General features: G+C 65.6%; 13 protein-coding genes. 2 read left to right on the forward strand and 11 right to left on the reverse strand.

Translation table 11 applies throughout. The annotated features are described in order from the left end of the window. Positions 1-21: 21 nt before the first annotated feature. The 3 genes from ACFC0O_RS12465 to ACFC0O_RS12475 are packed head-to-tail and all read right to left on the reverse strand — an operon-like array spanning position 22 to position 4,230. Positions 22-1,797: an AMP-dependent synthetase/ligase gene (locus ACFC0O_RS12465; RefSeq protein ID WP_375956653.1), complete on the reverse strand. Its 1,776-nt coding sequence runs from the start codon at positions 1,795-1,797 to the stop codon at positions 22-24. A gap of 48 nt (positions 1,798-1,845) precedes the next feature. Then, positions 1,846-2,649: an SDR family oxidoreductase gene (locus tag ACFC0O_RS12470; RefSeq protein WP_375956656.1), complete on the reverse strand. Its 804-nt coding sequence runs from the start codon at positions 2,647-2,649 to the stop codon at positions 1,846-1,848. A gap of 27 nt (positions 2,650-2,676) precedes the next feature. Beyond that, on the reverse strand, positions 2,677-4,230 hold the full coding sequence (locus ACFC0O_RS12475; protein ID WP_375956659.1) for a succinic semialdehyde dehydrogenase: 1,554 nt from the start codon (positions 4,228-4,230) through the stop codon (positions 2,677-2,679). Positions 4,231-4,336: 106 nt separating this feature from the next. On the opposite strand from ACFC0O_RS12475, the gene ACFC0O_RS12480 reads away from it, so the two are divergent. Together ACFC0O_RS12480 and ACFC0O_RS12485 are read left to right on the forward strand one after the other, a co-directional pair. After that, positions 4,337-5,824, forward strand: a complete 1,488-nt coding sequence (locus ACFC0O_RS12480) for a cytochrome P450 (protein WP_375956662.1) — start codon at positions 4,337-4,339, stop codon at positions 5,822-5,824. Between the two features lie 124 nt (positions 5,825-5,948). Further along, positions 5,949-6,170 (forward strand): hypothetical protein, encoded by a 222-nt coding sequence (locus ACFC0O_RS12485; RefSeq protein ID WP_375956665.1) that lies wholly within the window; start codon positions 5,949-5,951, stop codon positions 6,168-6,170. Positions 6,171-6,176: 6 nt separating this feature from the next. Here ACFC0O_RS12485 and ACFC0O_RS12490 read toward each other — a convergent pair whose 3' ends face one another. The 8 genes from ACFC0O_RS12490 to ACFC0O_RS12525 are packed head-to-tail and all read right to left on the reverse strand — an operon-like array spanning position 6,177 to position 14,268. Continuing rightward, the gene (locus ACFC0O_RS12490) at positions 6,177-7,409 is read right to left on the reverse strand and encodes a DUF445 domain-containing protein (protein ID WP_375956668.1); all 1,233 of its coding nucleotides are present in this window, start codon (positions 7,407-7,409) and stop codon (positions 6,177-6,179) included. Between the two features lie 37 nt (positions 7,410-7,446). Continuing rightward, positions 7,447-8,040, reverse strand: coding sequence for a hypothetical protein (locus ACFC0O_RS12495; RefSeq protein ID WP_375956671.1), 594 nt, complete (start codon positions 8,038-8,040; stop codon positions 7,447-7,449). A gap of 26 nt (positions 8,041-8,066) precedes the next feature. Next, positions 8,067-9,047 (reverse strand): MlaD family protein, encoded by a 981-nt coding sequence (locus ACFC0O_RS12500; protein WP_375956674.1) that lies wholly within the window; start codon positions 9,045-9,047, stop codon positions 8,067-8,069. Next, the gene (locus ACFC0O_RS12505) at positions 9,044-10,111 is read right to left on the reverse strand and encodes an MlaD family protein (protein ID WP_375956677.1); all 1,068 of its coding nucleotides are present in this window, start codon (positions 10,109-10,111) and stop codon (positions 9,044-9,046) included. Before ACFC0O_RS12505 ends, ACFC0O_RS12500 begins: the two co-directional genes overlap by 4 nt. Continuing rightward, a complete protein-coding gene (locus ACFC0O_RS12510) occupies positions 10,108-11,211 on the reverse strand; it encodes an MlaD family protein (protein WP_375956680.1) in 1,104 nt (367 codons plus the stop codon). Before ACFC0O_RS12510 ends, ACFC0O_RS12505 begins: the two co-directional genes overlap by 4 nt. After that, positions 11,211-12,242, reverse strand: a complete 1,032-nt coding sequence (locus ACFC0O_RS12515) for an MlaD family protein (protein ID WP_375956683.1) — start codon at positions 12,240-12,242, stop codon at positions 11,211-11,213. The genes ACFC0O_RS12510 and ACFC0O_RS12515 overlap by 1 nt, the downstream gene beginning before the upstream one ends. Next, positions 12,230-13,237 carry an MlaD family protein gene (locus ACFC0O_RS12520; protein WP_375956686.1) on the reverse strand — a complete coding sequence of 336 codons (1,008 nt, stop codon included), beginning with the start codon at positions 13,235-13,237 and terminating at the stop codon, positions 12,230-12,232. Before ACFC0O_RS12520 ends, ACFC0O_RS12515 begins: the two co-directional genes overlap by 13 nt. Next, positions 13,234-14,268 (reverse strand): MlaD family protein, encoded by a 1,035-nt coding sequence (locus tag ACFC0O_RS12525; RefSeq protein ID WP_375956689.1) that lies wholly within the window; start codon positions 14,266-14,268, stop codon positions 13,234-13,236. Before ACFC0O_RS12525 ends, ACFC0O_RS12520 begins: the two co-directional genes overlap by 4 nt. Between the last annotated feature and the right edge of the window lie 13 nt (positions 14,269-14,281).

A 14,281-nucleotide genomic window follows, 5' to 3' on the forward strand; every position in this document is an offset into this window, starting at 1 on the left:
CCGTGGCCAGGGTCGTCCGGCTCAACGGTACAGGCCCTCGATGAGCCCGGCGTAGCGTTCGGCGATGGGCTTGCGCCGCAGCTTCATCGTCGGAGTGAGAACATCGGTGCCGGGCTGCCAGAAGTCGGGGACGATGGCGAACCTCTTGATCTGTTCGACTCGTGAGAGCTTCGTGTTAGCTTGTGCCACAGCGGTTTCGACGATCGCGTGCACGCCCGGATCGGTGGCGAGGAGCTCGGCCGAGCAGGTCAGCCCGGCCTGCCGTGCGTGGATCGCGGCGGCGTCGGGGTCGAGACAGATGAGGGCGACGTTGTATTTGCGGTTATCGCCGATGGCCACTGCCTGGCCGATCAGCGGGGCGAAGGCCTTGATCCAGTTCTCGATGACGCTGGGGGACATGTTCTTTCCCGCGGCATTGATGATGAGTTCCTTCTTGCGATCGACGATCCGCAGGTAGCCCTGATCATCGAGTGCGCCGATATCGCCGGTGTGCACCCAGCCGTCCGCGTCGATGGTCTCCGCGGTCTTGTCAGGCTTGTTGAGATAGCCCTTCATGACTATGGGCCCACGCACCAGTACCTCGCCGTCCTCGGCGATCCGGATCTCACTGCCGGGGACGATGGCGCCCACCGTTCCGAGACGGACCTTGCCGGGCGGGCTCATGGTTGCCATGCCGGCGAGTTCGGACATGCCCCAGGCGTCGGAGACCGCGATGCCCACACCATTGAAGAAGCGCAGCACCTCGGGCGAGATCGGTGCCGCTCCTGACAGGGCGAGCCGCACCCGGTCCAGACCCACCGCTGCACGCAGTTCGGACAGCACCAAGCGGTCGGCGAGCTCGGCCTGTAGGCGCAGTGGCCACGGTACCGAGTCGCCGTCGAGCCGCATGTCCGAGGCGCGGCGACCGGCCCACAACGCCCAATCGACCAGTGCGCCGCGCGCTCCGGAGGCCTCGCCGACCCGCAGTTCGATACCGGCCTTCAATTTCTGCCAGACCTGCGGGACCGCACCGAACACCGTGGGCCGCACATCCACCAGTGCGGCGGCGAATTCGGTGCGGGCGTCGGCGACAGTGGTCACCTGGTTGCCGATGACCTCGAGCATATAGATCGCCGACCAGCGGTCCGCGGCATGCGCCGAGGGCAGGAAGGACAGCACTCGTTCCTCGGCGGTGGCGGTGGTGAGCTGCTCGGTGCCATCGACCATGGCCAGCATATTGGCGTGGGTGAGCTGCACGCCTTTGGGATCTCCGGTGGTACCCGAGGTATAGATCAGGGTCAGGACATCGTCGGGTTGAACTGCGCGCCAAGCAGATTCGAAGTCGAAGCTGTCGAGTCCGCGGGCACCGACCTCTTCCAGGGTGACGGTGTCGGGCCCAGCGGCATCGAGGCAGACGATCCGCACGGTGGGAGTACCCGCCACACCCTTGCGGATCACGGGGACGAATTGCTCCTCGCACACGATCACCCGCGCACCGGAATCGACCAGGACATAGTCGATCTGCTCGGGTGAGGAGGTGTTGTAGACCGAGAACGCGATCGCCCCGAGGTGTTGCAGGGCGACATCGATCGGATAGAACTCGGGCCGGTTGGTCATCATCAGCGCGACCCGATCGCCGCGGCCGACACCCAGCGCGGCGAACCCGGCTGCCAGTCGTCGCACGCGCGCGTCCCACTCGCGGAAGGTCAGGGTGCTCGCGCCTCCCGGGGTGCGGATCGCGATCTTGTCCGGATCACGGGCGACGGTGGCCTGGAATGCCTCGCACAGCGTGGCGGAGGCGGAGGCGAAGGTGGGCATGGAAACTCCAGTCCGGTGAAATTTGCTGGCAGCGCGCAGGATTCGGCGTCAGCGGCCGATACGCGTGTCGTAGGCGTCGCGCTTGGTGTGATCGATGTCGAGGAAGGCGGTGTCGCCGCCGAACAGTCGCATGGTCAGATCCGACATCCAGGTCGGTGCCAGCGTGCTCACCTTGAACAGGCTGAGCAGATAGCGGGGTACGGTCACCACCGCCCGCCGGTGCGCGATGGCGGCGGCCACGGCGTCGGCGACATCGGCCGGTTCCACCGTCGGCAACCCGCGCAATCCCTTGGTGCCCGCGATCAATTCGGTATTGGTGAAGGTGGGCAACACCGTGCTGACCGCGATGCGGTCGCGGGCCAGCTCCTGCCGGATGGCCTCGCTCATCCCGACCACGGCGTGTTTGGTAGCGGAGTACACGACCCCGCCCGGCACCGGGACCACGCCCGCCGTGGAGGCGATGTTCACGATATGTCCCCTGCCGCGCTTGCGCATTCGGGGCAGTACCGCGGCCATGCCGTTGAGCGGCCCGTGCAGATTGACATCCACGGTGCGGCGGCGCAGCGGCTCGTCGTGATCGAGGAACGGGCCGATGGGCATGATGCCCGCATTGTTGACCAGGATGTCGATCGGTCCCAGTTGCTCCTCCACTTCGCGCAGGAACTTCTCGAACGACGCCGGTTCGACCACGTCCAGGTGCAGGCCCACCGCTCCGGGAACAGTGGTGGCCGCGTTGATCGCCGCTGTCTCGTCGATATCGCCGATGGCGACCCGTATGCCGTCGGCGGCGAATCGCTGCGCGATGGCCAGTCCAATGCCCCGGCCCGCGCCGGTGATGGCGGCTACCGTCATGTCGAATTCCTTTCTGGGACAGAGTGATCAGCGGCCGGGAAGGCGTTGGATCAGCTGGAACAACGGGGCCATCGATGCCTGCCACAGGTGATCGGGTATGCCGAACGGCGGGTCCAGGCCGAGCAGTCGGGTGGTGGCGACGGTCTGCGGCTCGGTGTACTTGAGCAGGCCGTCCGGGCCGTGGCGGCGGCCGAGACCGGAGGACCGCATGCCGCCCATGGGGGCGGCCAGGCTGGCCATGGACGGTCCGTAGCCCTCGTTCACATTCACCGAACCCGTGCGCAGTCGAGCGGCGATCCGCTCGCCCTCGGCGTCGCTGCCCGCCCAGACGCTGGCATTGAGCCCGTACTCGCTGTCATTGGCGCGGGCGATGGCATCCTCGATGTCCGCGACGCGATACACCGACACCACGGGCCCGAAGGTTTCGGTACGGGCGCACACCATCTCATCGGTGACGCCGGTCAGAATGGTCGGCTCGTAAAAGTGCGGACCGATATCGGGCCGGGCTCGCCCGCCCGCGATCACGGTGGCGCCCTTGGCTTTCGCGTCTTCGACGTGCGCGTCGACGGTGTTGAGCTGATCGGCGCAGATCAATGAGCCGATGGCGTCGGTGAAGTCGTAGTGGGTGCCCAGTTTCAGCGAACGGGTTGCCGCGGCGAACTTCTCGATGAACTCCTCGAAGATCCGGGCCTCGACATAGATGCGCTCGATCGAGATGCACAGCTGCCCGGCATTACCGAAACATGCTCTGGTCGCGGCCTTCGCGACGCGGTCGATGTTCGCGCCCCGGGCGACGATCATCGGGTTCTTGCCGCCCAATTCCGCGGAGATGCCGATCAACCGCCGCGCGCATTGTTCGGCCAGCAGCCGCCCCGTCGCGGAGGATCCGGTGAACATGAGGTAGTCGCAGTGCTCGGCGATGGCCGAGCCCACGACCGACCCCGGACCCGGAACCACGGCAAGCAGCTCACGCGGCAATCCAGCGCGGTAGAGCAAATCCGCGTTGACCAAGGTGCAGTACGGAGTGCGGCTGTCCGGCTTGATCACTACCGCGTTGCCCGCCATCAGCGCCGGAATCGCGTCCGAAATCGACAGCGCCATAGGGTAATTCCACGGAGCGATGATGCCGACGACGCCCTTGGGCTGATGGTTCACCACCGCCTTGGTGAGCCCCGGCAGTGCCCCCTGCACACGCCGGGGCCGCAGCAGCGCGGGGCCGTGCTGCGCGTAATACCGCGAATTCAGCACCATATTGAGCACTTCCTCCAGCGCGGACCATCGGGCCTTGCCGGTCTCGGCCTGAGCGACATCCATGATGGTGTCGCGGTCGGCGAGGACGAGATCGCGGAAGCGTTCCAGGATCCGTGCCCGCTCGGTGATCGGCTGTGCGGCCCATTCGATCTGGGCCGCACGGGCTTTGGTGATCGCCGAGAGCACGTCCTCGGCGGTACCGATCGGGATGGTGGTGATCTGCTTGCCGGTGAACACCTCGCGGACGGGTGCGGCTTGTCGGCCATCGGGATCCTCTAACGCCGCCAGCGTGCGCAAGCGGTCGAACGTCGTCATAGACGGGACGGGCATGCCATCATCGTGAATGTTGACACAGGACCATGTCAAGATTCAGTCTGTGAGAGAGAGCCACGCCGGGTGATCCGCCCCGCGTTCCGTCGTTATCAGGAGATCGTCGATGAAGCCGCCCTCGCTGACCCTTCCCGAACCGTTGCGGAATTCGGCAGTCGCCCTGCTGGGTTCGATTCCCGCACCGTGGATGAAGCCGCCGGCGGCGCCGCCGCCGGGCAGCGGCCTGAAGTCCATCCCCGGTGCGCCCGGCCTACCCCTGGTCGGCGATACCTACTTCTACTTCACTGACACCGTCGACTGGCTTATGCGCCAGTACCGGCGCTTCGGCCCGGTCTCCTGGCACAACCTCGGTGGCACGCGGGTCGTGGCGCTGCTCGGGCCCGAGGCGTTCGGCGTGGTGCAGGCGAACAAGGATCGGGCCTTCAGTCACGAGCTCGGCTGGGGCTGGTTCGCGGGTGAATTCTTCACCCGCGGAGTGCTTCTCATGGATTTCGAGGAGCACATGCACCATCGCCGGATCTTGCAGAGTGCGTTCGGTCGCCAGGAACTGCACGCCTATCTGTCGGGCATGAATCCGGTCATCGCGGCGAGCATGGACGGCTGGAGCACCGGGTCCGGCTTCCTGATCTCGCACGCGATCAAGCAACTGTCGCTCAACATCGCGGCTCGCACCTTCATGGGTGAGGAGCTGGGCCCGCGCGCGGACCGCATGATCGCGGCGTTCGGTGATCTGCTGGTAGCCACCACGACAGCGATCCGGGTTCCCTTGCCGGGGGCGAGGTTCCGGCTGCCGGGCACCCAATGGGCGGTGGGTTTGCGCAGCCGTGCTTTCCTGGAACGCGAATTCGCCGCGATGGTCCCTGCCAAACGGGCGGGTGATGGGAAAGACTTGTTCAGTGTGCTGTGCCGGGCCCGCACACCGGACGGGGAGTCGTTCACCGACGCCGACGTCATCAACCATATGATCTTTCTGCTCTTTGCCGCCCATGACACCACCTCGTCGACGCTGACCACGATCCTCTACCACCTCGCCAGGAACCCGGAGTGGCAGCGCCGCTGCCGCGACGAATCACTCGCGCTCGGAACCGAATTCCCCTCATACGACGACCTCGAGGGGCTGGTGAGTCTGGATCTGGTGCTGAAGGAGGCGCTGCGTCTGGTGCCGCCGGTGCGCACCATGGTCCGCGCGACCCTCGCTGACACCGAAGTCCTGGGCTATCACCTGCCGAAGGGCACCTTCGTCGGTCTGGTGCCGCAACTGACCCATCATCTCGAGGAGATCTGGCCGGACCCGGAGGCCTTCGATCCGGAACGTTTTTCCGCCGAGCGGCGTGAGGACAAGGTCCACAAGAACGCCTGGGTGCCGTTCGGCAGTGGCGTGCACAAGTGCATCGGCATGTATTTCGCCGGTATGGAGATCAAAGCGACGTTGCATCAGATGCTGTGCCGATTCGAATGGTCTGTCGGCCCGGATTACCTCCCGCGATACGCGGCGAAATCGCTGCCTGAAGTTGTGGACGGCCTGCCAGTTTGCCTGGTCGGTCGATATGGCGATCGACGAGGTCCCGCGCCGCACACAGGGCTAGGCGATTGATGACTTTCTGTTCCGGGCGCTGAGCGCGACTCTGGTCGTCAATGCCGGTCACCTGCCGGTGGTGGACGCCTGCGTGCAGGGCAGCGCCCACGACGGGCAACTGCGTGGGCTCATGATGTGGTCCGTGGACGTGGACGTGGTCGTCGAGCGCGTTGCGCGGCAGATGGCCGACATCACCGGCGTGGAATCGGCCGCCCCCGAACAGCTTTCGACGCTGCGGATGCTGATCGGGATGGCGGTGACGACCGGCCGGCACATCGAGGTGTTCCTGGCCGATCCCGATGGCCCGGACCGCGCGATGAACGCGCTGGTCCGGATTTGGAAGCTGTCGCTCGAACTCGGCTGACCGGGTTCAGTGCAGTAGCAGTTGCACCTGGAGTTCGCCGATCAGGAAGCCCAGGACGGCGCCGACGGTGACGATTTTCCATTCGTCCTGTTTGAAGGCGGGGCGGAGCAGATCTTCGTATTCCTCGTTGGTCATGAGCTGCATCTTTTCGATGATGAGGCTGGGGACATCGAGAGCGTCCATGGTGTATTTCTCGATGTTGTGGGTGCTCTCGGGGAGGCGTTCGCGGACGGTGGCGACGATGTCGTATTTCATGGCGTCGAGTGAGCCTCGGCCGAAGGCGAATTCGATGACCGGTTTGGCGCGGCCGAGTTGCTGAGTCATGAGCCGGTCGATTTCGTGTTCGATGAGACTGAACAGGCGGTCCGATTGCGGGCCGGTCATCATGGCGTGGATGATGTTGGCGGGGGTGAGGATTTCGGTGGCGATCAGGGTGCCGTAGTCGACGGCGACCTCGTCGCGGCGCTTGTGGAACAGGCCGTGCCAGCGGAAGACGCCGAGGTAGCGCTGTTCCTGGATGGGGCGGAAGATCATCTGCAGCGCCAGCCAGTCGGTGAAGTAACCGACGAACGCACCGAACAACGGCATGACCAGGGCCGAATGGGTCAGCGCCCAGACGATGGCCTGCACTCCGCCCAGCAGGAATCCGAATACCAGGCCGGAGCGGACGATGAACCGCATTTCGGGAGTGGCGATATCGCGAATGAGCCGGATGGTGAGTTTCTTATCGCGCATCAGGGCGTCGATGCACATGGTGCGCATGTCGAACACCAGGTTCACATTGGTTTCGAGGTCGCTCATCATCTGGGCGATGATCTGCGGCGCGTTGGCCTGGACGCGGCGAATCAGCATGCGCCGCACCTGATCCGGTAGCAGCACCCACAGTTGCGGCTGGTGCCGCATCATGAGTTCGTCGACGATGCCCTCGACGGTGTCGAGCATCGGTTCCTGAACGTGTTTGGCCAATTGGACGGGATCGATGCGGTTGATGATCTCCTGTGGGTCGAGCAGGCGGTTCATCATGAGGTCCACCGCGACCGTGGCCATGCGCGCGGAATAGCGGGGGATGAGGCCCTGCCAGCCCAGGTACGGTGGGATGCCCTTGAATTCCATTGGCTTGAAGAGCATTTCGACCGCGACCAGTTTGGTGAACCAGCCGATCGCGGACGCGAAGAACGGCATCACCGCGTACAGGTACCAGTGGTCGCGCAGGTCCGCGACGATGTCGGCCCAGTTCATTGTTCTGTTGTTCCTTCGAAATCGGTGGCAGCGCGCGCTATTTGGTGGTCAGGGCGCCGTCGAGCCCGCCGCCGACCGCGGTGATCTTCCAGTCGGCGTTGCGGTCGATGGTGACCGAGTAGGCCACGGTGACGCTGCCGCCCTGCGGGGTCTGCACGCTGGTGGAGTTGACATCGATGAAGGCGTTCACCTTGTAGACCCCCGCGTTCTCCGATGCCACCGTGGCCTGAATGGGGGTGGCCTTGGAGGTCCATTGCAGTGGCAGCAGGATCTGCTCCAATTGCGGTGCGGTGGCGTCGAATTTGCCGGCCAGTTGGGTGCTGGTGCCGGACTTGAGCTTGCCGAGCCAGGATTTGGTGTCCCGGTAGTCGATGGTTGATGCGCCCAGGGCGTAGTCCATGGCGATCCGCTCGGCGTGCGCGCGATCGGCCGCGGCGGTATCGCGGTCCCGGAGCTCACTTCGGTCGGACAGATACAGTGCGCCGAACGCGATGGTGGCCACGGTCAACACCGCCAGCGCCACCGCGGTCAGGACCGTGGACAGCCGCAGTGAGATCTCACGCGGAGAATGTGTGGAATTATCCTGCGGGGCAACGCATTCTGCTGCTTCGGCCGGGTCGTTTTTTGTCATGAGATGCTGCTCCTGTGAGTGTGTGGTCATTTGACGCTGAGGCGCAGATGTACAGCGCTGTCGTCGCCGACCGTGCCGAGTGCTTGGGCGATCAACGCGCTGATGTCGAGGCGGCCGAGCGAGCTGGTGGCGTCGGCGGTCAGTGGCTGCAGGACGGGGACGAGCTGGGTGAATTCGGGTCCGAGCCGGGTCATGGTGGCGTTCAACTGGTTCAGGAACGGCACGACACCATTGCCGGTGAGATAGTCGTGGGGTGCATCGCCCTTCTCGATCACCCGTGAGGCGGTGGTGATGAGCTCCTCGAGCCGCTGCCCGAGCAGTGACCAGTAGGGTCCGGACGCGGCGAGCGCGGGACCGGTCCAGTCCATGTCCGCACCCGTGGTCTGCAGGTCGGTGAGCAGCTGCCGGATTGTTCCCGTGCGGCTGAGCAGCGTCGCGGCCAGCAGCGAGGTGGCGCGCTCGAGCTGGGGCAGCTGTGCTTCGGTGCCGGTCAGCGTGGTGTCGAGAGTGTGGACCAGCGAGGTCATGGTGGCCGGATCGAGCTGGCGGATGAACTGGACCGCCTTGACCGAGAGATCCGGGATCAGCAGCGGCACCTGGACTTTCGCGGTATCGAGCTGTTGGCCGTCTCGCAGGTAGGGACCTCGTGTATCCGGCGGCTGGAAGTCGATATAGGGCTCACCGAGTGCCGACAGGTTCTCGATCTTGACCGCGCTCGAGACCGGAATATGGTGTGCGCCAGCGAATTCGAGACTCACCTCCACCCCGGCGGTGCCTCGCCGCACCGTGGTCACCGTGCCGATCGGGATGCCGGTCAGCAGTACCGGGGTGCCGATGCCGATGCTGCCGGAATTGGCCAGCACCATGCGAACTCGGGTGAGGTCGGTGAACGGGTCATAGCGCAGCACGCCCAGTCCGAGGTAGGCGATGCCGATGAGCAGGACGCCCGCCAGTGCGCCGAGGGAGACGATCGAGCTGGTTTTCGGTCGCCCGAGGCGGATTCTCATTGCACGGCTCCGATCATGCGCAGGGTGTCGAGAATCCGATCGGTGCGGTCGGTGACCGTCCCGGCCGTGTCATCGGCCGTGACCTGGGTCAGGTTCACCTTCGGTCCGCGCTGCGCGAACGGGATCAGCTTGTTCTGGATGAGGTCGATCAGCATCGTCAGATTCGACGGTCCGGCCAGATCCAGGGGGCGGGCGCTGAACAGCATCGGCACGTAGGCGCGCGCGGCGGCATCGGCCGATTGCAGCAGCGGTGCGAGCCACGCCGCCGAGTGCGCCACCGGTCCGAGATTGGTGAAGATGTACAGCACCCCGATCACCGACTGCGTCGAATCGAGCAGATGCCGAGTTCCCCTGTCTGTCAACATCTCATCCAGCAGCGGCAGATTCTCGGCGACCGTACCGTTCACCGCGGTGAGTCCGCTCAGCATCGCATCCAGGCTGCCCAGATCACCGGCGACATCGGTCAGATCCGAGCCCAGGACCCCGAAGATGCGGGCGGTGTCGCGGGGATCGCGCGGCAGGGCGGTATTGATCTGCCGCACCGTGTTCTGGATATCGGTGATCGCGCCGCTGCCGAGCGCGGTCGCCAATCCGGCGAGGGTGTCCTCGATCTGGGTGGATGGCCGGGTGCGAGCGAGCGGGATCACCGCGTCGGCGGCCAGCGGTGCGGCGGTGCTGCCCGGCTGACTGGTGAGCGCGATGCGGACATCGCCGAGCGGGGTCGATTGCTGCAGTGTCGCGGTGACATCACCGGGCAGTGATACCGATCGGGCGAGTGCGATATCGGCGATCACATAGCCGCGCACGGGTTTTCCCGCCGGATCGGTATCGATGATGCGCAGTCGACGCAGATTGCCGACCTCCACTCCATCGGCGATCACCTTGGCTCCCGGCGGCAGGTTCAGCGCATTCGGGAATTCGATGTGCAGTGGATAGGTATCCCCGGAGACCGTGGTGCCGGGTATCGGCACCGAGGACGGGTCGAACGCGCAACCGTTGACGGTCAGTACCAGACCTGCCAGCACGGCCGCGAGGCGAATCCGACGAGTGCGAATGCTGTTCATCGTGCCCCCAGCTGTCCCATGATCACCTGTGCCAGTGACACATTCACCATCCCGTCGGTGGTACTCGTGCAGGTCCCGGGTGTGACCGCGTCGATCGCTGCGCACACGGCCGCGGCGTCCGGTTGTGGAATCGCCACCCGTGGCGGTGCGTAGGCCATCGAGATCGCCCCGGTGGCGGGATCGATGACGGCCGCGAAGGCGCTCGACACCGCGGGAGCCAGTGCCAGCACGCCGTGCAGTCCTTCGACTCCGGACCGTATGAGCTGTGGCAGGTTCTCGACCGAATCGAGTCGGTGCAGCAGCGGACCTCCGAGGGTGACCGTGAGGTCATTGAGCGCGGGTAGCACGTCGACGAGCTTGTCGAGGATCGCGACTACCGGGGGCACCGCGATATTCGAGACATCGTCGAAGGTGCCCGTCAGCCGGGTCAGCATGTCGCGGATCTCCGGCCAGTACGTGGCGGCGTCGCGCGCGAGGGAGCCGACCGCGTCGATGAGGTCGCCGATATGACCGATCGCGGCGTCGGGGGAGTGCAGGGCCGTGCCGAGCCGGGTCAGAATGGCGTTGAGCTGTGGGCCGGTGTGCGCGGTCAGCGAATTCAGCGCGGTCAGGCCCTGCCCGACCGCGCCGGTCTGTCCAGGATCCGGTGTGCCGTTGAGCTCGTCGGCCAGCCGTGAGAGCGCGGTGAAGGTTTCCGAGAGGCTCTTCGGGGTGACCGTCCGGGTGATGCAGGTGTTCGGGTTGCGGCCCGCCCCAGTGGGTTCGGCTCCGATGAGCGCCAACCGGCGATTGGCGACCAGGGAATCGGCCAAGGTGGTCGCGCCCACGTCGTCGGGCAGCTTGCGTGACGCGGGAATCTCGAAGCTCACGCGCGCCGTCGCGCCATTGTTCGCGACCTTGGTGACCCGGCCGAGCCGCACACCCATGACCGTGACGTCGCTGCCTTCGAAAAGACCTATGGCATCGGGCATATCGGCGCAGTAGGCGCGCATCATCGGGTGCGGCCGCAGCGTCGTGTACACCCCGGCCGCGGCCAATCCGAGCACCACGACGAGACCGAAGGATACGAACGCGCGGGAGGAGAAGACTCTCGTGAGCATCAGCACCCCTTCCCCGGCACCGGCACACACAACGCAGGTGCGGTGATCGTGGAGGCCGATTGATCGACGGTGAGGCCCTGCGGGGTCAGTAGCCCTTGCAGGCGCTCGCCGAATCCGCGTACCGAATCCAGCAGCGTCCCAAGCTTTTCGCCGAGCTGATCGAGCGCCGGTATCGTGTCGATGAGCGCCTGTGCCGATGGCTTCAGGTCCGATTCCCACAGCCGTGCCGCGGGTGCGAGCTGGCCGACCAGAACGGCGACATTGCGCAGCGACTCCCCGACGGCTGCCTTGTTGTCTGCGATGACGGTCTCCAGGATTCGCAGCCGGGCCACCAACTGTCCGATCGCGGACCTGTTCGCGGCGATGGCCGTCACGTATTCGTCTGCGACACCGAGGGATCGAGAGATCTCGGCATTCTGCTTGTCGAGCAGGTCTACGATCGATCCCACCGCGTCGATCACTCGGCGCAGGCCCTCCGGGCTGCCCGCGGCGGCGGTGGTGACGGCGGCGAAGTTGCGGCGCAAAGTTTCGGCGTCGATCTGCTCGGCCGGGCGGACAGCGTCCTGGAACAGCTGCGGCAGGCTGTAAGGCAGTACTACCCGGTCCGCGGGAATCGGCGTCTTGCCCAGCGGTTTCGCACCGGCGGGCAATACCGCCACGTAGTGCCCGCCGACGATGGTGAGCATGCGCACCGACAACGTGGACTGATCACCTACGAAGACACCTTGCCGCACCGTGAATTGCAGTGCGACACGGTCGGATTCGAGGTCGATGGCTTTCACCTCGCCGACGGTGATCCCCGCGATGCGTACCTCGTCGCCGACCCGCAGCGCGGCGGCATCGCTGAGATAAGCACTGTAGGTGGCCATACCGATGTGGACCACCGACACCACACCGATGGCGATCGCGAGCACTGCCACGGTGATGAGCGTGGTGATGCCCCAGCGCAGGTCCCGGCGGCGGGCCGCCGGTTCATCGAGTGGTCCGGCGCGGCGACGCCGCAGTGGAATCGAGCGAATCAGCTGTTGCACAATACGATCCTTTGCCCGCCGATGAGCACCGCCAGCTGCTGCGGCACGGGCGCTGCGCCGTGTGAGCAGTTGAGGTCCACGGGAGACCCGGCCGGTGGAATCAGCGCGGTGAGTGAGTTCAGCAGCGCCGGAACCTGATTCAAGGTGTCGACGGCCTGTTTCGGGTCGGGGAAGGCGGTTTTGACGGCCCGGTTCAGCTCGGGGTTCGGATCGCCGGTGAGCCCGACGGTCCGCAGCAGGCTCAGCACCGGTGTGAGCACCGGGGGGATGTTGACGGCGAAATCGATGACTCCGCCGATACGTTCCTGCAACTGGACGAAAATGTCGGTGAGCCGCGCCATGATCGCCATGGCATTGCCGGAGCGGCCACCTATGATGTCCGCGGCCTGCGACAGGTTGCGGATCAGCGTGGACAGCACCGCTTGGCGGTCGGTGGTGTAGCGGGCGAGTTTCTCGATGGCATCCAATGCCGGACCCAAGCCGGTGCCGTCGCCTTCGATCACGCCCAGCATGCCGGTGCTGAAGGTATTGATGTCCTGCGGCGTCAGGGTCGCCAACACCGGCTGCAGACCGTTGAACAGCATGGTGATGTCGAATGCCGGAATCGTCTGCGCGATGCCGACGGTGGTGCGTGGATCGAGCCGGTTGGTCGGCGCGTCGGCAGGCTGAATGTCGAGATACCGCTGCCCGGTGAGACTTTGGAAGCGCACCGCGAACTTGGTGTTGCCGTAGAGGACACGATCGCTCGACACCGTGAACGTCACCTTGGCGTTCGCCCCGTCCAGGCTCAGCTCTCCGACCTTGCCGACCCGCACGCCATAGAGCCGCACATCGTTGCCCGCGCGCAGGCCGTTGGCATCGGTGAACTCCGCCGTGTAGGTGACCGAGTCGCCATCGATCGGGCGTTGCAGGACGGTGAATACGCCCACCAACAACACGATCATGACCGTGGCGAACACACCGAGGCGAATGCCCAGCGACAGTGGTGGTTTCATCGTTGTCCTCCGCCCGCGCGAGCGTCCAGCAGAGCCGAGAGCGGTACGGCCAGAGCGGGAACCCCGCGAAGGTCGACGGTGATATTGACCATCGGACCGTCCGGTGTCTCGGGCATGGCCGCACCCACCCGCCGCAGCAGTTCGGTCAACCGGTCGGAGGTCGCATCGGGATCGGGAACGGTGCCCGCCAGCGCGGACAACAGTGGCACGAAGACTCCCGCGCAGCCCGCGTAGTAGGCGTTCCCGGTGTCGAGCGCCCCGGTCAAGGCACCGATCAGATTATTGGCGACCATGCTCACGCTGGCGTCGAACTTCGCCAGCTTGTCGGGTTGACGCAGGTACGGGTCGGAGTACGGGGCGTTCAACACATCCAGCACGCCCTGCACCGTCGGCGGCACGCCCGCGAGGGTGGAGCCGTACTGGCGCAAGAGATATGACGAGGGCAGCCGCTGGGTATCTGCCACCGATTGTGCCGTGGTGACGATGGCCTGGAACAAGGGAGTGAACGCGCGGGTATCGCTGGCTATCCGATGCAGCACCGAAATCATCTGGGGTGTGACGACGTCATTGGTCAGCTGTCCCAGCGATCGCAGCAGCGTCGATATGGTGGCGTCGCGGGCGCGCACGGCACGATCACCGGTGAGGTCCACGACCGTCCGATCACGCAGTGGCGCGCCGCCCGAGCCAGGGCGCAACTCGATCTCGCTGACGCCGAACAGGTTTCCGGGTGCGTAATCGACGCCGAGCGCATCGGTGAGGCCCGTGATCTGGGTGCGGTCCAGCTCGATATGGATGCTCTGGCGTCCGGTGCCTGCGGTGGCGATGGCCGCTACCGACCCCACGCGCACGCCGTCCAGGCGGACGTCGCTGCCGGATTCGATTCCGTTGCCGACACTCTCGGTGAGCAGCTGCACGGTGACGCGATCGGGCGATGTTCGTTGCGGGGCGAAGTGCCAGCCGATCACGGCGGCCGCGGCGGCTGCGGCGGTGATGGCCCCGACCAGGCGCACGCACCATGGGGTGGCGCTCACCCCGGGAAGTCCG

Origin of the sequence: Nocardia sp. NPDC056100, assembly GCF_042266325.1 — a bacterium.
GTDB lineage: Bacteria > Actinomycetota > Actinomycetes > Mycobacteriales > Mycobacteriaceae > Nocardia.